The following is a 20,089-nucleotide window of genomic DNA, read 5'->3' as shown; positions in this document are numbered from 1 at the left end:
GGAACAACCATGATCACCTTGGAGCGTGTCGACGCGGCCCGTATGGAACGGGAGGCGCGCGACCTCGGCATCGAGCTGCCCATCGAACAGACCGGCGTCTGGGCCGCCTATCAGGCCGGCATCAGCGGGCGCACGCCGTGGGGCTGCTATCTGATCAGGCGCGACGGCGTGCTGCTCGCCGTCATCTCCCTGATCGACTACGAAACGCACGGCTACCACTATCTGCGTTCCTTGCATGGGCCGACATGGCAGGAGAAGCCCACCGAATCCGAGGAACGCGAGGTTGTGGCCGCGTTGAAGGCCGACGTGCGCGGACGCGATCCGAAAATCGCGTTCCTGCGCATCGACCTATGGTACGAGGCGGGCACCTTCCCGGTGCTGTCCACCGTCCCCTACGACCAGACCGTGGTGATCGACGTGACGGGCGGCGATGACGAGATCCTCGCGCGGATGAAGCGCCGCGGACGGCGCGACGTGCGCAAGGCGCTGCGTGAATGCCCCGCGCTCTGCGCGGACGAGACAAGGCAGGCGATGGCCGATTTCACCGACTACTACGATGTGATGGTGGAGACCGGCAAACGCGACGGCTTCACCCCCGCGCCGATCAGCGACTACACCGATATGATCGCCGCGTTGGGCGAGGAGCATTGCCGGGTGTTCGCCGCGCGCATCGACGGCCGTGTGGTCGCCTGGTCGATCATCACGGTGAACGGCACCCATGCGGTCCGCTATTACGCGGGTATGCGGTCCGAAGTGATGCGTCTGCATGTGACGGACCATCTGTTGTACGCGGAATGCTGCGCGCTGGGCGAGCAGGGCATCACGGAATACGATCTGATGGGCATCGGCTCGGATTTCGCTCCCTCGTTGAAGGGATTGAACGAGTTCAAGACGAAGTTCACCGAGAACGTCACCCCCGTGGCGCCCGGCCGCGACGTGCCGGTGAAGTCCTTGTTCTACAGGACGCTTCGCTTGCTGCAGTCGTTGCGCCATCGTCTGCGGTAGTCGGCCTCTCCGCTTCCTGGAGAGGCTCCCAAACCCGCACCGTCCGACAAACCGGACGTGATAGTCGGCCTCTCCACCTTCTGGAGAGGCTCCCGACCCCGTCAGCCCGACCGGAAGCTCCTTACCCTCACGTCAGGAAGATCCATCCCAGATCGCTCTGAATGCCTCGACTCCCCTCGTCATGCCGAGCGGAGTCGAGGCATCTCCAATTCAGGACGGCCGCTCACGCCTCGCGTTCGAGCTTCTGACTGACCACGGCGGTGACGCCGTCCGCGCGCATGGTCACGCCGTATAGGGCGTCGGCGATGCTCATCGTGCGCTGCTGATGCGTGATGATGATGAGCTGGGCATGCTCGCGCAATTCGTTGAACGCGTTGATCAGTCGGGTGAGGTTCACATCGTCGAGCGCGGCCTCCACCTCGTCCATCACATAGAACGGGCTGGGACGCGCGGTGAAGATCGCGAACAGCAACGCCAGCGCGGTCAGAGAACGTTCGCCGCCCGACAGCAGGCTCAACTGTTTGACGCGCTTGCCCGCCGGACTGGCCTCGACCAGCACGCCGGTGGTGAGCATGTCGTCGGGGTTCTCCAAGCGCAGCCGGCCCTGGCCTCCCGGGAACAGCGTGGAGAACATCTGCTCGAAGGCTTTGGCCGTGTCTTCGAAGGCGCTGGCGAACACGTCGACCATCGTGGCGTCGAGCTCCTTGATCAAGCGCATCAGGTCGTCGCGGCTGTTCGCCACGTCGGCGCGCTGGTCGTTGAGATACTTGTTGCGCTCCTGCAGCGCGTCGTATTCCTCCGTCGCCAGCGGGTTGATCTTGCCCAACGCGGCCAGATCGCGTTTGGCCTTCTCAAGACGTTTCTGTTGCTCGGCACGGTTGTAGGGCACGGTCTGGTAATCCCCCTCTTCAAGCGGGACGGGATTGCCGTTGTCGTCCAATACCGGCACCGGCTGGTCGGGGCCGTATCCGGCGATCAGCTCCTCCAGGGTCATGCCCAGCTCGTCGGAGACCTTCTGGGTGAGCTGCCCGTGTTCGGCGGCCAGCCGTTCGCGGTTCACGTCAAGCACATGTTCGCGTCCGGTCAGATCGGTGACCTTCGGTTCGATCTCGTTGCGGCGCGCGCGCAGCGTCTTCAGCTCCTCGTCATGGCTTGAGGCGGCCGCCTGCAGTTCCTCACGCTTGGCGACGACTCCGGCGACGGCCTGCGCCACCAGCCGCGCGGCCTCGGCGGCCTGGTCGGCGATGGCCGCCATGCGTTCGGACTGCGCCGCGCGCCGTTCGTTCAACGCCTCGATCCGCGCGCGCCGTTCAACCGCCTCTTTGGCGTTGTCGCGCAGCAGACCCGCCTGCCTTGCCAACGATTCGGCTTTTCGACTGGTTTCGGTCCATGCGATTTTGGCGGCGACCTCATGCTCGCGAGCCGTGTTCAACGCCGTCTCGAGCTGCCGTTCACGCTCGGACAGTTCGTCGGAATCGGCATGCTCGTCCGCCGAGCTCTGGGCCGCGTGCAACGCTCTGTTCAGATCATCAAGTTTGAGCTGATGCGCCTCGCGGCTTTCAGCGTTGTCGTTGATTTTGGCGTCCACCGCGGCGATCTGCCGTTCGATGTTGGCCACACGGTCGTCGGCGGCCTTCAACGACTTGGCGGCCTGTTCGGCCTTCAAGCGCGCCTCGGTGCGTTTGGCCGTCTCCGCGTCGACCACGCGGCCGGCCGCGTCGCGCCGGGCCGTGGCCTCGGCCACCTGTTCGGCGAGCGTTTCGCCCTGCCTCGTCAACTCTTCGACCTGACGCAGCGCCTTGTCGCGGCGCGCCGCCAACGACAGATCGCTTTGCGACAGCGACGAACCGCCGATCGCGCCGACCGCGTTCACCAGCTCGCCGTCCTTGGTCACCGCCTGCCGCCAGGGACCGCCGTTCGCCACGCTGTCGCGCACCACGGTTATGGCGTCGTCAAGCGTCTCCACCGCGGCGATATCCGCCAACAGCCGACGCACGGCGGACACGATAGCCGTGTTCTTTCCACTGGCGGCGCCATGCGTGTTCTCGGACACCAATCGCGCCGCGCACAACGCGCTCGACGCGCCGTCGGCGGCGTCCGTATCATCGCCATCGACGGGATGCAGCAGCACCGCCTTGCCGAGACGGTCCTCATGCGCGCGCCGCAAGGCGTGCAGCATATGCTCCTCCCCCGGCACGATGATGGCGCTGGCGAACTGGTCCAACGCGTGGGCGACGGCCTCCTCCCAGCCTTCGGACACGACGATGACGTCCGTCAATCGGCCCAACGCACCGACCTTCTCATCCCTTTCCAAGGCACCGGAGGCGTTGCGGCTTTCCAAGGTGTCGCGCAACGCGTCGGCTTTGGCCTGCGACGAGATCGCTTTGGCGTTCACGTCACGCTGGCGGTCCAACAGTTCGTTCAAAGCGTCACGGCTCTGGGCGAGTGCGGCGCGCGCCTCGTCCAGAGCCTTGCCGTCGTCATCCGCGGATTCCTCGGATTCGCGTTCCAACGCCTGACGCTGCGACACGGCCTCGTCGTGCTGCGTACTCAGAGAGTCGCGCTGCGCGGAGAAATCCTTCGCCCGCGTTTCGGCCAACTGCACCGCCGACTCCTCGCGGGCGATCATCTCGCGCAGACGGGCGATCTGGGTGTCACGTTCCTGAGCGGTTTTACGCAGCTCGGTCAGGGTCTGCCGCACGGAGGCGAGCTTCTTCTCGCCGTCGGCGCGCTCCTCGGTGGTTTTGTCCAAGGCGAGCCGCGCGTCGTCGACCATGGCGGCATGCGCCGCGGCCTGCTCCTCAAGCTCCTTGGCGCGATGCTCCAACAGTTCGGGATCCTCGCCCAGATTGGTCACCATCTGCCCTTGCAGAGAGCGCACGCGTTCCCTGGCCACGTCGGAAAGCGACGTGAACCGTTCCTCAAGCCGCGACAGCTCGCGCCACTGCCGGTTCACCTCGTCGATGGCGGGATTGGACTGGGAGCTCAACGCCTCCACCTGTTCGATGCGCACTTTGACTTCGGCCAGGTCACGCTGCGCTTCGGCGAGTTTCCCGCGTACTTCGGCCAGTTCGCCGCGCACCGACTCGCGTCGGGCCAGCGAGCGTTGCGCGTCCTCGGCGTACAGGCGCGATTGCGCGTCGCGCAGACTCACCTGAATCGATTCGGCCCGGCGGGAGATGCGCGCCTGCCTGCCCAAAGGCCCCAGTTGGCGGTGGATTTCGCCTAAGAGGTCGTCCAGACGGGAGAGGTTGGTTTCCGTGTTCGCCAGTTTGCGCAGCGCGCGTTCCTTGCGTTTGCGGTGTTTGAGGATGCCAGCGGCCTCTTCGATGAACGCGCGATGGCCGCTTGGGTCGGCGCGCAGAATCGCGTCCAGGCGGCCCTGTCCGACGATCACATGCATCTGCTGGCCCAAACCGGTGTCGCTGAGCAGCTCCTGGATGTCGAGCAGACGGCATTGCGAGCCGTTGATCGCGTATTCCGAGCCGCCGTTGCGGAAGATGGTGCGCGAGATGGTGACTTCGGTGTAGTCGATGTCGAGCGTGTGGTCGGAGTTGTCGATGGTCAGGCTCACCTGCGCGCGTCCCAACGGCGGGCGCGACGAGGTGCCGGCGAAGATCACGTCCTCCATGGAGGTGCCGCGCAGGTTCTTCGCCCCCTGCTCGCCCATCACCCAGGTCAACGCGTCGACGATATTCGATTTGCCGGAGCCGTTGGGGCCCACAACGGCGGTGATGCCGGGCTCGAAACGCAGCGTGGTCGACGAGGCGAAGGATTTGAATCCGCGGAGGGTGAGTTCCTTAAGATACATGATGCGTCGCTTCCGCGTCGGTCTCTAGGCGGCGTCGGCGTCCAGAGGCATATCCCAATCGTCGGTGTCGGACTCGTCCGAGTCCGCGCTTTCGTCGTCAGGCTCGACGGCCGGCTGATGGATGCTTATCGCCTGCTTCATCACCGGGCTGGCGTGTTCTTTGAGCATCGCGCGCGCGTCGCCGGCGGTGACGAAGCTGCCGCAGATCAGCACGCCGTAGCCGTAGCCCACGCCCACCTCGTCTTCGGCGTCGACCATATTCACCGCCTCTTGGATGGCGTCGGGCAGTTCGGCCTGCTTGAACACACGGTCGCGGCCGAACACCTCCACGGCGACCTGTTCGAGCTCGTCGGCGGGCATGACGCGCTCGCGCCAGGAGTTCTCTGTGACCACCACGGCGGACAGCAGCGGTTCGAGCACGCCGAGATACTCCTCGACCTGCTTGTCGCGCATCATGGCGACCACGCCGACCAGCTGCTTGAAGTCGTAGTTCTCCTCCAAGGCCCCGCGCAGGGCTTCGGCGGCGTTCACGTTGTGGCCACCGTCGAGGATGATCGTCGGCGAATTGCGGATCTGCTCAATACGTCCGGGTACCTTGACCTGGCTGAGCGCCTCGGCCACCACATCGCCGTCCAACGGTCCGGCGACAGGAATCACCGTTTCGGCGGCGGCGAGCGCGGCCAGCGCGTTATGCGCCTGGTGTTCGCCGAATTTGGCGATCGGCACGCCCTCATAGGTGCCGTTCGGCGTGCGCAGGGTGGCGACCTGTCCGCCGACCGCGGGCATGCGTTCGAGCACCTCCATCTCGTAGCCGTCGCGCACCAGCGTGGCATGGTTGGCCTGCGCGGCCTGTTCGATAATCGGCATCACGACGTCCTCGTGCGGCTGCGGGCCGATCACGGCGGTGCAGCCGGGTTTGATGATGCCGACCTTCTCGCCGGCGATCCGCTCGACCGTGCCGCCCAGCCACTGCATATGGTCCATATCGATCGGTCCGATGATCGCCGCGTCGGCATCGAGCACGTTGGTGGCGTCCCAGCGCCCGCCCATGCCGACCTCGACGACGGCCACATCCACCGGCGCGTCGGCGAACTTCCAGACGGCCATGGCGGTGAGCACCTCGAAGAAGCTCATGCGCGGTTTGCCCAGCTCCTCCATTTTGGCGTCGACCAGCGCCACCAGATCCTTGGTCTGATCCCACACGTCGATGAAGTCGTCGTCGGAGAGCGACTGGCCGTCGACGGCGATGCGCTCGTTGACCTTCTCCAGATGCGGCGAGGTGTACAGGCCGGTGCGCATGCCGTAGGCGCGGCAGATCGCCTCGGCCATGCGGGCGGTGGATCCTTTGCCGTTGGTGCCGGTCACATGGATCACGCGGAACGACTCCTGGGGGTTGCCCATGATGTCGAGGATCAGGCTCATGCGGTCGAGGTCGAGATTCGTGGTGTTATGCTCCGTCGGGCGGCTCATGATGTCCAGTTCGACGTCGCGGATGGTCTCGTTGTTCCGGTTCGGATGCTCGAATGACATGGGTTCCTCTCATAGTGTGCAAACTTCCCCCATTCTAGTCGCTGCCTTCAACCTCGAGTTGGCACTTCATGCCTCCAGTTGGCACCTGGTTGCCGGAGCCACGTTCGCGCATCGGCGAGATACCACGGATCACCTCCGACGGGTTCGCGGCGCGGCTGCCAACTCGACGCTCGAAGTGCCAACTCGTTATCAGGGTTCGGACTACGATGGGGTGCGGTATTCATATCGCGAGCGAACACGCAAAGGAGTGTTGAGCATGGGTGAGGTCATCACCGACAAAGACAAGGAATACGAGGCTCGAGAACAAGCCGCCGCGGCCGAGGGCGAGCAGGCGGTCGCCGACCGTGTGAACAACCGTTCGCTGCGTCCGCAGTCGAGCGCCTTCGAAGAGTTCATGCGTTCCGGTTGGGCCGACGACGACCCCGATATCGCGCCGCTCGAGGCCGCGAAGTACACGCCGGCCCGTCTTGAGGCGCTGGGCAAGGCGTTCCCGGGCGAGCGCATCGTGATTCCCGCGGGCCAGCCCAAGGTGCGCAGCAACGACTGCGATTACATGTTCCGCCCCGATACCTCGTTCGCCTATTACACGGGTCTTGGCGTGGATTACGAGGCCGGCGCGGTGCTGGTGCTCAATCCGCTCGACCCCGACTCGCCTCAGGCGCAGGCCGGCGCGACCCATACGCCGGAACTGTTCGTCGCCCCGCGCGCCGACAACAGCACCACCGACTTCTTCCGCAACGCCCACTACGGCGAGTATTGGGTGGGCCCGCGCGCGGGATTGAAGGAGATGGCCGCGATGACGGGTATCGAAACCCATGACATCGCGCAGCTGGCCGACGCTTTGGGCAAGGATGTGGGCGCCGAGGCCGGCGCGGTGCGCGTGCGCGTGGTGCGCGAGACGGATCCCGAGATCACCGCCATGGTGGAGGATATCCGCAAGGCCAACGGTTTCGACAATCCGGATCGCAACACGGCCGACGACGACAAGCTGCATGAGTTCGCCGCCGAGGCCCGTATGGCCAAGGACGCCTATGAGGTGGGCGAGATGCGCAAGGCCGTGGACGCCACCAAGGCCGGTTTCGACCGTCTGCTCACCGCCCTGCCGGTAACGCTCGACCAACCGCGTTCCGAGCGTGTGCTCGAAGGCGCGTTCAATTCCGTTTCCCGCGAGCTGGGCAACGCCGTGGGCTACGATTCGATCATCGCCTCCGGCCCGCACGCGCCGATCCTGCACTGGATGCGCAACACCGGCGTGGTGAGGAACGGCGACCTGCTGCTTGTGGACGCCGGTGTGGAGGTCGACAGCCTGTACACGGCCGACATCACCCGCACCTTCCCCACCAACGGCAAGTTCACCGACTTCCAGAAGACCTTGTATCAGGCGGTGTTGGACTCCCAGCAGGCCGGCTTCGAGGCGGCCAAGATCGGTGCCACGTATTCCGACATCCACCATGCCTGCATGCGCGTGATCGCGGAGCGTCTGCACGAGTGGGGTCTGCTGCCGGTGAGCGTGGAGGAGTCGCTCTCCCCCGAAGGCCAGCATCACCGCCGTTGGCTCGCCTGCGGCGTGGCGCACCATCTCGGTCTTGACGTGCACGATTGCGCGCAGGCCCGCTTCGAGGCGTATCAAGGCGCGCCGCTGCGTGAGGGCATGATCTTCACCATCGAGCCGGGCCTGTACTTCCGCGAGGACGATCTGCTCATCCCGCCGGAATACCGCGGCATCGGCATCCGCATCGAGGACGACGTGCTGATGACGGCCGACGGCCCCGAATGGATCTCCGCCGGCATCCCGAAGGAGATCGACGAGGTCGAAGCCTGGATGCGCGACCAGGCCGCCAAGGCCTGACGCCGTCCGTCACTCCCGACAAACGCCCCTGTCATTCTGAGCGGAACGCAGTGGAGTCGAAGAATCTCTCAGTCACCATGATGAGATTCTTCGACTCCGGCTCCGCCTCCGCTCAGAATGACGGCATTAATATCGCCAATGGCAGCAAGGAGATCACTATGGCAACGCCGCAATTCGTACTCGATTTGCGTAAGAAGATCGGTCATGATCTCTTGTGGATGATGGGCGTGACCGGTCTCGTGCGCGACGGGCAGGGCCGCATCCTGCTCGGCCGCCGCTCCGACACCGGCGAATGGGCTTTGGTCTACGGCATCAATGAGCCGGGCGAGCAGCCCGCCGACACGGTGGTGCGCGAAATCAAGGAGGAGACGGGCGTGGACGCGGTCGTCACCGACCTGGTGTCCGTCACCTCCGACCCGAATCCCATGACCTATGTGAATGGCGACATCGCGCAGTATATGGACCATTCGTTCCTGTGCGAGGTGGCGCCGGGCGGCAACGCCGAACCCTTCGTGGGCGATGACGAGAGCCTGAACGTCGGCTGGTTCGCCATGGACGACCTGCCCGAGCCGTTGGCGAAAAGCACCGTGGAACGTCTGGCCCTATTCCGCACGTTCATCGAGAACAAAGCCAAGGGCGACGCCCACGCCCTGTTCCGATACGACGGCACGCAGCGCTGACGTCCGTGTTCGCCGCGGCTTCGACATATACGACTGCCGACTACGTCGAGGCCGCGGTCGCGAACACCGAATTCCTATGCTTCGGCGGCGAGCAGCGCATGCAGGCGTTCGCGATGCTCGCGCTGCTCGATCGGGTCAGGCACCGGCAGCGAGGCCATCAGCTTCTGGGTGTACGCGTTGCGCGGCCGTTCGATGATCTGGCTGGCGTCGCCGTATTCCACAATCTCGCCCTTGTGCATCACCATAATGCGGTCGGCGAGCATGTCGACCACCGCCAGATCATGGGTGATGAACAGGCATGCGAAGCCGATCTCGGCCTGAAGCTGCTTGAACAGTTCCAGCACCTTGGCCTGCACGGACACGTCGAGCGCGGAGGTCGGCTCGTCGGCGATAAGCAGCGAGGGCTTCAGCGCCAAAGCGCGGGCCAGTGAGGCGCGCTGGCGCTGGCCGCCGGACAGCTCATGCGGGAAACGGTTCATGTAGGCGCGCGGCAGCTGCACCATTTCCAGCAGGTCGCCCACATAATCCTTGGCTTCAGACACGGAGCCATACTTTTTGTGCACGATCAGCGGCTCGGCCACATTCTGCGCGATGGTCATCAGAGGATTGAACGAGGAGCCCGGATCCTGGAACACGAAGCCGATGTCGGCGCGTTTGGCTTTGAAATCGCGTTCCTTGACGCCGTTCATCTCCATGCCCAGCACGTTGAGCGACCCGCCGGAGACCTTCTGCAGGCCCGCGATCGCACGTCCGGTGGTGGATTTGCCGGATCCGGACTCCCCCACCAGTCCCAACACCTCGCCTTGGTGGATGGTGAAGTCGATGCCGTCGACGGCTTTGAAGTCGGGCTGCATCAGGCGTCCAGGGTAGGTGATGGTCAATCCTTTGGCCTCGACCGCCACCGGTTGCTCGCGCCAGTCGCCCTTACGCTCGATGGGGTTGCCTTCGCGGTCACGCACGACGAGCTTCTGCCCGATGCGCGGCACGGCCGCCAGCAGACGCTGCGTGTATTCATGCCGGGGATGGTAGAAGATCTGCTCCACGTCGCCCTGTTCGACCACATGGCCGCGGTACATCACCACGACCTGGTCGGCGATGTCGGCGACCACGCCCATATTATGCGTGATGATGAGCACGGAGGCGTCGAATTCGTCGCGCGCCAGACGCAGCAGATCGAGGATCTCCGCCTGCACGGTCACGTCCAGCGCCGTGGTGGGCTCGTCGGCGAGGATGAGGCCGGGGTTGAGCACCAGCGCCATCGCGATGACGATGCGCTGCTTCTGCCCGCCGGAGAACTGGTGCGGATAGTAGTCCACGCGGGTGCGCGCGTCGGGGATGCCGACTTTTTCAAGGATATCGATGGTTTTGGCACGCAGCTGTTTCTTGTCGGTCAGCCCGTGCGCGCGCAGCCCCTCCTCGATCTGCCATCCGATGGTGTAGACGGGATTGAGCACCGAATTGGGCTCCTGGAACACCATGGCGGCTTCGCGTCCGCGCATGTTCGCCAGATCGTCGCCGTCGAGTTTGAGCACGTCCAGCTCGTCCGAATTCTCGCGTTTGGCCAGATAGATCGCCCCTGCGGCGGTGGCGGTTTCCGGCAGCAGCTTGATGATCGAACGTGCGGTCACGGATTTGCCCGAGCCGGACTCGCCGACCACGCCGACCACGGTTTTGCGCGGAATCGTGAAGCTGACGTCGTCGATGGCTTTGATGGAGCCCGCGTCGGTCATGAACGAGACGCTGAGGTTCTTGATTGCGGCGAGATCGCCTTGCTGTAGTTCGCTCATGCGTTACTCCTTGCTCGCGTTGAGTTCGGCGACGACCTCGTTGGCTTCAGATGGCTTCTCGGAAGGATCGACGGAGGTGTCCTCGATCGAGCCGATGACCTCGCCGGCGGATTTGCGGGCGCGCAGACGCGGATCGGCCAGGTCGTTGAGCGACTCGCCGACCAGCGTGATCCCCAGTACGATAAGCACGATCGCCAGGCCGGGGAACACCGCCGTCCACCAGATGCCGGCGGTCACGTCGGCCACGGAACGGTTGAGGTCGTACCCCCATTCGGCGGCTTTGGTAGGTTCGATGCCGAAGCCGAGGAAGCCCAGGCCGGCGAGCGTCAGAATCGCCTCGGACGAGTTGAGCGTGAGGATCACCGGCAGGGTGCGGGTGGCGTTCTTGAGCAGATGCTTGGTCATGATGCGCCAGGTGGAGGCGCCGACCACCTTCGCGGATTCGACGTACGCGGCCTCTTTGATGCGCACCACCTCGGCGCGGATCGTGCGGAAGTACTGCGGGATGTAGACCACGGTGATCGAGATGCCGGAGGCGAGGATGCCGCCCCACAGGCTCGACTGTCCGCCGGAGATCATGATGGCCATCAGGATGGCGAGCAGCAGCGAGGGGAAGGAGTAGATCGCGTCGGCGACCACGACCAGCACACGGTCCACCCAGCCGCCGAAGTATCCGGAGACAAGGCCGAGCAGCACGCCGGCGAAAATCGACAGCAGCACCGCCACGATGATGGCGACGACCGCGGTGCGCGCTCCCCACACGGTGCGGCTGAACACGTCGTAGCCGCCGACCGTGGTGCCCCAGATATGCTCGGGCGAGGGCGCGGCCTGCGTCGGGAAGGAGACGCCGTCGTCGCCTTTCATCTGTGAATAGCCGTAGGGCGCGATCCATGGCGCGAAGATGGCCACGACCAGAAAGAAGGCGGTGAGGGCCAGACCGGTGACAAGCATGCCTTTCTGCCAGCCGACCGCGATGCGCAGCTGACTGACCAGCGGCAGTCTGGTCCACCAGGGGGCCGGTTTGCGCACGGTCAGGTCGCTTAAACGGGAGTCCCCCGGCACGCCGACCGCGTTGACGTTGCTTTCGCTCATCTTCAGTACCTCACTCTCGGATCGATCAGCGCGGCCACCACGTCGACGATGAAGTTGGCGACGGCCACGATGAGCGCGATCAGGATGACGATGCCCTGCACGGCCACGAAATCACGCGCTTTGAGATAGGTGGAGAGCATGAATCCCAGGCCCTTCCATTCGAAGGTGGTTTCGGTGAGCACGGCTCCGGCGAGCATCAGGGCGATCTGCATGCCCATAACGGTGATGATCGGGATGAGCGCGGGCCTCCAGGCGTGCTTCGACAGCAGGCGCTTCTCGCTCACGCCGCGCGAACGCGCCGCCTCCACATAGCCGGAATTGTAGGTGGAGATCACATTGGTGCGCACCAGGCGGATGAACACGCCCGCGGTCAGCAGTCCCAAGGCCAGCGCGGGCAGCACCGCGTGGCGGAGCACATCGGCGAGCACGGTCATGTCGCCCAGCTGCAGCGCGTCGATGATATAGAGTCCGGTCGGTGAGATCAGCCGTTCGAACTGCATTTCGGAGGCGAGCGAGGAGCGGCCCGAGGATGGCAGCACCCCCATCCACACGGAGAAAACGAGTTTGAGGAGCAGACCGAGGAAGAACACCGGGGTCGCATAGCACAGGATGGCGAACACGCGGATGCCGGCGTCGGCGGCCTGGTCACGGTGTTTGGCGGCGATGCGGCCGAAGACGATGCCGACAAGCAGCGCGACGATCAGGGCAAGCAATGCGAGCTCCAGCGTGGCCGCCCCATAGCGGGTAAGAATGGTGATGACCGGCTGGTTGTCGGTGAGCGTGGTGCCGAGGTCCCCGTGCGCCAGATCTCCCAGATAGTCGAGGTACTGCACGATCAGCGGACGGTCGTAGCCAGCCTCGTGGATGCGGCGCTGCAGCTCCTCAGGGGTGAGGCGGCCGCCCATGGCCGCGGAGATGGGATCGCCCGTGGCGCGCATGACGAAGAACACGATGGTGACGAGGATGAACACGGTGGGGATGATCAGCAGGAACCGCGTCACGATGAAACGGAAGAATCCGCCGGATAGACGGTTCGCCTTGGGTTTGGCGGCTTTGCTCTCGGATGGGGCCGCCGCTGCGGTGCTTGTGGACACTCGATGCTCCTTGCGTGAAGGATTGCGGATGGAACGGTGGTTACGGGAGGGCCGGGAACCCACGGAAACGGTGCCGTGGAGATCCCGGCCGGTCGGACGATGCGGCGGGGCCGCCGTCAGCTCTTGGTCACGGACGCGTAGCGGAAGCGGAAGGACGCGTCGAGGACCACACCGTCGATGTTGGTGCCGGTGACCGCGGTCTGGGCGCCTTGCAACAGTGGGATGGTGGACAGATCCTCGGTTTCGAGGACCTGGATCTGCTTGAGCAGCTCCTCACGCACGTTTTCGTCGGACTCGCCGGCCTGCTGGACGATCAGATCGTTGATTTCGGCGTTGGAGTAGCCGTTGTTGACGAAGTTGCCGTCGCGGAAGAACGGGGACAGGTAGTTGTCCGGATCGGAGTAGTCCGGGAACCAGCCCAGCTGGTACAGCGGGTAGGAGCCGTCGGATTCGTCGGTGACGACGCGGTCCTTGTTGTACTGGGTCCATTCGGTCTGCTGCAGGTCGACGGTGAACAGGCCACCTTCCTCGAGCTGGGTTTTGATGGCCGCGTACTCGTCGGCGGAGGACGAGCCGTAGTGGTCGCCGTTGTACTGGAGCTTGAGTTCGACCGGGGTGGTGATGCCGGCCGCCTCGAGCACGGCCTGGGCCTTGTCGAGGCTGGGGCCGCCCTCGCCGTCGCCGTAGGAGTCCTTCAGCGTGTCCTCATGGCCGGCCAGGCCGTCGGGGATGTAGGAGTACAGCGGGGTGTAGGTGCCCTTGTACACCTTCTCGGAGAGCTCGTCGCGGTCGATGAGGTTGGCCACGGCCTGGCGCACGGCCCGGGCCTTGTCGGCGTCGGCGTCGGCCTGGGACTCGCCGAAGGGCTGCAGCTTCATGTTGAACACCAGCAGGCGTTCCTCGCCGCCGGGACCGGTGACGACGTTGACGTTGTCGTTGCCGGAGAGGTCCTCGATGTCGGTCGGCGTGAGCGAACGGTAGGCCACATCGATCTGGGACTGCTCGACGGCCATCTTCAGATTGGACGAGTCGGCGAAGTACTTGACCTGGACGGCGTCGTTCTGCGCCGGGGTCAGTCCTTGATAGGCGTCGTTCTTCTCATAGGAGGCGGTTTCGTTCATCTTGAACGAGGCGAGCGTGTACGGTCCGGCGAAGCCGCCGCCGCTGACGATGGTGTCGGCGTCGGTGATCGCGTCGGCGTCGAACACGTCCTCGTCGACGATCGGACCGGCCGGGGAGCTCATCACCTGCTTGAGGGTCACGTCGAAGGGCACGGAGTCCTTGAACACGACGGTGGTGTCGTCGACGACCTCGACGGATTCGATGTTGGCCAGCAGCGAGCTGGGGCCGTTCTCATCGTTGATGGTTTTGATGCGGTCGTAGGAGAACTTCACGTCGGAGGCGGTCAGATCGTTGCCGTTGGCGAATTTCAGACCTTCTTTGAGCTTGACGGTGAATTCGGTGCCGTCCTCGCTCCAGGTGCCCTCGTCGGCGGCGATGTCGGCGCTCAACTCGGAGGTGTCGTAGTCCTGAGCGTACAGGAACGGGAAGATCTGGATCTGCACGGCGTAGGAGCCGTTGTCGTAGGAGCCGGCGGGGTCGACGGAGGTGACCTTGTCGGTGGTGCCGATGGTGATGGCGTCGGTGGTGCTGACGGTGGTGGCGTCGTCTTTCACACCGCATGCGGCGAGCGATGCGACGGCCGCGACGGATGCGGCGGCGGCCAAGGCTTTCCTGTAGTTCACGAGGGTCCTCTCTCTGCTTCCAATGGTGATTCGTCCGCGGACCAACCAGCATCCGCGAACTGACCGCCATTTAAGTAGCGCAATGTTACCCCCGCGTTTCATCCTCCGTCATTTCGTATGACGTAGAGCGCCCCGCATGATGGTTTTCAGTGGTTTCTCAGGGAAGTTCCAATGACATTCCCGACATATACAGATGACCACATTCTGAGACAAAAGCCCCTTGTATCTCAGCATTCAAGACACAAGGGGCTTGTTGATACGATCGTCACCGCAATAGATCGGCGGTTCGCCAGACGACATCCGCGATGCGGCGCAGTTCCGATTCCTCGCTGATCGACCGCCACACACGGCAATAGATCTCGAACCATGTCTCCCACCGTGCGGCGAGGAGACGGCCACGCTTGGCCGATTCGGCATCATCCGCCTCACCGTCGGCATCTCGCCAGACGCTGGCGAGATGCGCGCCGATGTCGTTGAGCAGCATCTGGCCTTCGCATGCGAGCATCAGAGACTGGGCCAGCGCGGCGCGATCGCCGGAGGCGCCCGCGATCGCTTCGGCGATGGTCTGGCGGTCCCCGGCCAGCGCGGCGTTCATCGCTTCGGCCGCGTCGAGACGGCCTTCCAGCGCCGCCATCGACGCCTCACGCGCCTGACGCACCGTGGAGGCGGCGGCCACGCGCTCGCGATAGACGCCTTCGCATCGGGAGGCCATGACGGCCTGCACATCCTCATTGAGTCCGCCGCGCCCATCGTCCAATTCCACGATGCCGACCAGCTCATGCCAGCCGAAGGCGACCTGCCGGGCGGCGTCGCTCCACGCTTCGACCAGCCGGCCGCCGGCGTCGCCGTAGGCCGCGAGCGCGATGCGCCGGTTGAGCTCGGCCTCCATACGGGCGACGGCCTCGGAGTCGTCCGCGTCGCCGAGCGTCTCGGGATCCCACGCGTATTGCGCGCCGACCATCATGGACGGGATCGACATGCGCGGATCGTTGATATGTCCGAAATCACCCCAGTCGGTGACCAGCATGCCGTCGGCGCCATGACGCCAGCCATACCGGGCCATACGCGAGATGTTGCGCCATGCGTCGTGCGGGCGGGCCAGCAGCGAATTCCATCCCCACACGGCGGGGCAGACGATCTGCCGGGCGCCGGATCGCGCGACCAGACGCACCTTCTCGTCGACGGCTTCGGGCTCGTAGATCCAGTTGAGCAGCGTGACGTCGTCGGGCAGGGAGTCGAGGATCTGCGGCATCTCCACGGCGATGTCGCCCCAAAACTGCGGCTTGTACCCCCGCTCGCTCAAGTGGCGGCACAGGCGGGTCACATAGTCGGCGTACATCGCGGCGACCCCGCGGCGTTCGGCCTCGCCGCGCCCCCGCCCCTTGCCAAGGTCGAAGGTCTCGTCGGCGCAGATGTTGAATTTCCTCGAGCGGAACAGTTCCACATAGGAGTCCACCAGCGAGCAGGAGAAGTCGAAGGCACGCTCGTCGGTGATGTTGAGCGTGTGGTGTTCCATGCGTTCGATGAAACTGTAGGCGCGGTCGGCCTGTTCGGGGAATTCGCCCAGGTCGCGCAGCTCCCGTGTGCGCAGGGCCATGTAGTGGTGTCCGAAGGTCGAGACGGAGGGCACCAGTTCGATGCCGCGCTCGGCGCAATAGGCGTCGAATTCGATGATCTGGGCCGGGGTCAGCGGGCAGACGCCGCGCCAGGTCTCGCTCATATGGTCGAAGGCGAAGCTGTGTTCGACGTAGAGCTGCAGCTGGTTGTATTTGGCCAGGCACAGCAGGTCGGCCCACTGTTTGAGCCAGTCGAGCGTGGGGACCCTGCCGCGCGTGGCGTCGAGATAGTACCCGCGCACCGCGAAGGCCGGTTCGTCCTCGATATGGACCGCCGGCAGGGCGGGCGCGGATTGGCGGATGATCTGGCGCAACGTCTGCACGCCGTCGCGCAGGCCGGGCAGTCCGCCGCCGAGTACGGTGACGCCGTCTTCGGCGATGTCCAGCCGGTAGGCGCGCTCCCCCATAACCGGCGCGTCATCGCCGCCGCCCGAGGATTCGCGGATAACCTCCAACCGGATGAATCCTTGCCAGGAATCGCCTTTCGCCGTGTCCCACCGCAGGCCGGTGGCCTGTTCGATATCGTCGGCCAATTGCGAGGCCAGCACGCAGGTTGGGTCGAGCCGGCCCGCCTCCGCGGTTTCGACGATGCGTCCGATATAGGGCATCGTGAGACGACGGCCGGAGTCCCGCACCAGTCGGGGCGTCGGAACCAAGGCCAGACCTCGTTGCGGCATGGCTGATGTTGCGGTCATGATGTTCCTTTCCACGAATCGGGTCGGCGGCGTTCGAGCCGTCACAGAATGCGCAGCTGGTCGCGCATCACGAAGGCGACCGCCCCGAGCGCGGCGGCGTCGGCGCCGAGTTGGGACCGGCGCACGTTCACGGCGCCGATGAACCGGGATCGGACCATATCGTTGATGGTGTCCCGGACCGCGCGCGCCATTTCGTCGTCCACCACTTCCTCGGGGCCGGCCACGATCACCTCGCTGATGTTGGACATCGCCACGGGCATCGCCAACGCGCGCCCCAGAATGGCGCCGGCGTCGGCCACGACATCGTCGCGATGATCGGGCTCCTGGGCTATGCGGCGTTCCAACACCGGCGTGGAGACCAGGGTCTCCAGACATCCGCGTTTGCCGCAGACGCATTGCGGGCCGTCGTCGTCCACGACGACATGGCCGATCTCGCCCGCGGCGTGGTCGGTGCCCTGCACCACATTGCCGCCGATCAGCATGGCGGCGCCGAGGCCTTTGGCCACCTGCACGAGCATCATGTTCTCCGAGCCTTGGGCGAAGCAACGCTCCGCGAACAGCGCGCAATCGGCGTCGTTCGCCACCGTGGCCTCCAGACCGAGCCTGTTGCGCAGAAGCGCCGCCAGCTCCACGTCGGCCCATCCGAGGTTGGGCGCGGCCAGCACGACGCCTTCCCGCTCGTCCACGGTGCCCGGCGTGGCGACCGCCACTCCGAGCACCGGAGCGTGGGCACGCGAGACCAGACGCTCACAGAATTCCACCACTTGCGTGGTGCGCAGCGGCATATGCTCGACGATGGGCTCCTGGTCCCGTTCGAGCACGTTGCCCGCCAGATCCGTGACGATGCCCCGCATGCCGTCGGCCTCCGAGATGTCGACCGACGCCACGTTCATGGACCGGGCGTTGAATCCGACCAGCAGCGCGGGCTTGCCCGGCTTCGGGGAGTTCTGGTATCCGCCTTCGGTGACGAGGCCGTCCTGGATCAGTTCGGCCACCACGTCGGACGTGGAGACCTTGGACATGCCGGTGATTCGGGAGAGTTCGGCCCGTGAGCACCAGACGTTCGGGTAGATGGCGCGCAGCACCGCGGTGCGGTTGCGCTGCCTGATGTCCGACGGCGCGGCGCCGGAGTAGTCGTCGCGTGTATGGGACGCGCGGGTGAGGGCCATTACGCCAACCTCCTTGGTATGTGCTGACCGACGCCGCCATGGCATTCCGTGCCTCGCGGCGGCGCCGATCGGATGTAGCCCTCGCCTATTTCACCGCGCCGGCGGTGATTCCCTTGGCGATGTTGCGCTGCACGATCATGAAGAACACCACGACCGGCAGGGAGAACAGCACGGATGCGGCCATCTGTCCGCCGAAATCGGTTCCGGCGGGGGTGGAGAAGCTGGACAGCCACACGGGCAGCGTGTACTTGGTCTGATCCTTCATGAAGGTGTAGGCCATCAGGTAGTCGTTCCACGCGGTGATGAAGGCGAACACCGAGGTCGAGACCACGCCGGGCGCCACCAGCGGGAAGGTGATGCGGCGCAGGATCTGCCATTCGCTGGCGCCCTCCACGCGGGCCGATTCGAAGATGTCCTTCGGAATCGACAGGAAGAAGCCGCGCATGTTCCAGATCGAGAACGGCAGCACGGTGGCGATGTACGCCAGGATCAGGCCGATGTACTTGTTGAGCAGTCCGAACTGGTTGAACACGATGAACTGCGGGATCAGCATGGCCGTGCCGGGGATCATCTGCATGGCCAGAATCATGACCATGATCGTACGGCGTCCGCGGAAGCGGTACAGGGTCAGCGAGGCGCAGGCGAGGAAGGCGAAGAACACCGAAACGATGATGGCCACGAAGGTGACGATGACCGAGTTCTTCAGATTGACGAAGAAGTTGGTCTCGAACATCGCGGTCTGGAAGTTCTCCAGCGACCAGTGGGTGGGGATGAACACCGGCTGGGTGGTCATCACCTCGCTGCGCGGCTTGAACGCGGTGATGGTCATCCAGTAGACCGGGAACAGCCACACGACGCTGAACAGGATCGCCAGCACGTTGGTGCCGATTCTGCGCCAATTGAGCCTGCGGTTGGTTTTCACTCCGGCACGGACGCCGGCTTGCTTGGTCGCGGTCGTCATCACAGGTCCTCCCCCGTCTTAAGCAGATTGCGCACGTATACGCCGGTGAGCGCGAGCAGAATGATCACGGTGATCACCGAGATGGCGGCACCCTGCGCGATGTCGAAGTTGACGAACGCCTGCTTGTAGGTGAACACGCCGATGGTGGAGGTCGATCCGGAGGGACCGCCCTGGGAGACCAGCCAGATCTGGTTGAACACGTTGAAGTCCCAGATCACCGACAACATGGCGATCACCATGATGCTGGGCTTGATCAGCGGCACGATGACCTGCCAGTAGGTGCGGATGGGGCCGGCGCCGTCGAGCTGCGCCGCTTCGATGCAGGAGTGGTCGATCTGCGTGGTCGCCGCGTACAGGGTGATGGCGATGTACGGCACGGCCTGCCAGACCACCAGCAGCCAGATGCACACGAACGCCAGCGTGGTGTTGTTCGACCAGGCGAGGTTGCTCACGTCGCCGAAGATGCGCAGTTTGGTGAGCAGATAGTTGATCACGCCGTATCCGGGCTGGAACAGCCACTTCCACACCACGGAGGAGGCGACGTTCGGCATGGCCCATGCGAAGATCAGCGCGAAGGTGACGATGTAGCGCATCACCGTGCCGAGTTTGGTCATCATCTGCGCGACGGCCATGCCGATGAGCATGCTGCCGACCACCAGCGCGGCGGTGAACAGGAAGGTGCGCAGCAGGGACTGCCAGAAGGCGGCGTCGGACAGCGCGGCGGCGTACTGCGCCAGGCCGACGAATTCGAATTCGCCGGTGAACAGCGAACGTTGGTTGAAGTCGGTGAATGAGGTGAACACCAGGAAGATGATCGGCACGATGACCAGCGCGGCGAGGATGATTCCGGTGGGAGTCAGCAGCAGCGCGGTGAATCCGGTCGTCGATTTCATCGTCTTGCGGGTGCGGGGGTTGGTGTGCGCTGACCGTGGAGTCTTGCCGTTGCGCCGCGCGGTCGGTGTCAGAGTTGAGGTTGTCATTTGCGAATTCCCTGGTGACGGCTGATGGTGGAAGGGGCCCGGGAGCCGCGTCGGGCGGCGCGGATCCCGGGCCTA

11 protein-coding genes and 2 pseudogenes are annotated in these 20,089 nt (G+C 64.7%); 3 read left to right on the top strand and 10 right to left on the bottom strand.

Translation table 11 applies throughout. From position 1 onward, the window contains the following. The first annotated feature begins 9 nt into the window (after positions 1-9). Complete coding sequence (locus BE0216_RS11430) at positions 10-1,005, top strand: lipid II:glycine glycyltransferase FemX (protein WP_094637060.1); 996 nt, start codon at positions 10-12, stop codon at positions 1,003-1,005. A 223-nt stretch (positions 1,006-1,228) separates the two neighbouring features. Here the strand turns inward: BE0216_RS11430 and smc are convergent, their stop codons facing one another. After that, the gene (smc, locus tag BE0216_RS11425) at positions 1,229-4,816 is read right to left on the bottom strand and encodes a chromosome segregation protein SMC (RefSeq protein ID WP_094637059.1); all 3,588 of its coding nucleotides are present in this window, start codon (positions 4,814-4,816) and stop codon (positions 1,229-1,231) included. 51 nt (positions 4,817-4,867) lie between these two features. After that, positions 4,868-6,346: pseudogene (locus BE0216_RS11420) on the bottom strand (bifunctional folylpolyglutamate synthase/dihydrofolate synthase); the annotation flags it as partial. A 256-nt stretch (positions 6,347-6,602) separates the two neighbouring features. Between BE0216_RS11420 and BE0216_RS11415 the strand changes: the two are divergent. After that, positions 6,603-8,195 (top strand): aminopeptidase P family protein, encoded by a 1,593-nt coding sequence (locus tag BE0216_RS11415; RefSeq protein WP_094637058.1) that lies wholly within the window; start codon positions 6,603-6,605, stop codon positions 8,193-8,195. A 158-nt stretch (positions 8,196-8,353) separates the two neighbouring features. Further along, the gene (locus BE0216_RS11410) at positions 8,354-8,875 is read left to right on the top strand and encodes an NUDIX hydrolase (RefSeq protein WP_094637189.1); all 522 of its coding nucleotides are present in this window, start codon (positions 8,354-8,356) and stop codon (positions 8,873-8,875) included. Positions 8,876-8,949: 74 nt separating this feature from the next. Here BE0216_RS11410 and BE0216_RS11405 read toward each other — a convergent pair whose 3' ends face one another. From BE0216_RS11405 to BE0216_RS11370, 8 genes and pseudogenes are all read right to left on the bottom strand, one after another. Continuing rightward, on the bottom strand, positions 8,950-10,662 hold the full coding sequence (locus BE0216_RS11405) for a dipeptide ABC transporter ATP-binding protein (RefSeq protein ID WP_094637057.1): 1,713 nt from the start codon (positions 10,660-10,662) through the stop codon (positions 8,950-8,952). A gap of 12 nt (positions 10,663-10,674) precedes the next feature. Then, positions 10,675-11,754, bottom strand: a pseudogene (locus tag BE0216_RS11400) (ABC transporter permease); the annotation flags it as partial. Between the two features lie 2 nt (positions 11,755-11,756). Further along, complete coding sequence (locus BE0216_RS11395) at positions 11,757-12,848, bottom strand: ABC transporter permease (protein WP_094637055.1); 1,092 nt, start codon at positions 12,846-12,848, stop codon at positions 11,757-11,759. A 116-nt stretch (positions 12,849-12,964) separates the two neighbouring features. After that, the gene (locus tag BE0216_RS11390) at positions 12,965-14,593 is read right to left on the bottom strand and encodes an ABC transporter substrate-binding protein (protein ID WP_094637054.1); all 1,629 of its coding nucleotides are present in this window, start codon (positions 14,591-14,593) and stop codon (positions 12,965-12,967) included. Between the two features lie 265 nt (positions 14,594-14,858). Continuing rightward, on the bottom strand, positions 14,859-16,904 hold the full coding sequence (locus BE0216_RS11385) for a glycoside hydrolase family 20 zincin-like fold domain-containing protein (RefSeq protein WP_094637053.1): 2,046 nt from the start codon (positions 16,902-16,904) through the stop codon (positions 14,859-14,861). 41 nt (positions 16,905-16,945) lie between these two features. Further along, positions 16,946-18,073, bottom strand: coding sequence for an ROK family transcriptional regulator (locus BE0216_RS11380; protein WP_158217221.1), 1,128 nt, complete (start codon positions 18,071-18,073; stop codon positions 16,946-16,948). A gap of 85 nt (positions 18,074-18,158) precedes the next feature. Next, the gene (locus tag BE0216_RS11375) at positions 18,159-19,034 is read right to left on the bottom strand and encodes a carbohydrate ABC transporter permease (RefSeq protein WP_094637051.1); all 876 of its coding nucleotides are present in this window, start codon (positions 19,032-19,034) and stop codon (positions 18,159-18,161) included. Then, positions 19,034-20,014 (bottom strand): carbohydrate ABC transporter permease, encoded by a 981-nt coding sequence (locus BE0216_RS11370; RefSeq protein WP_226805790.1) that lies wholly within the window; start codon positions 20,012-20,014, stop codon positions 19,034-19,036. Before BE0216_RS11370 ends, BE0216_RS11375 begins: the two co-directional genes overlap by 1 nt. Positions 20,015-20,089 lie beyond the last annotated feature (75 nt).

This window comes from Bifidobacterium eulemuris (genome assembly GCF_014898155.1).
GTDB lineage: Bacteria > Actinomycetota > Actinomycetes > Actinomycetales > Bifidobacteriaceae > Bifidobacterium > Bifidobacterium eulemuris.
Note: the sequence above shows the minus strand (reverse complement) of the source record. Positions and strands in the feature narration are given on the sequence as shown.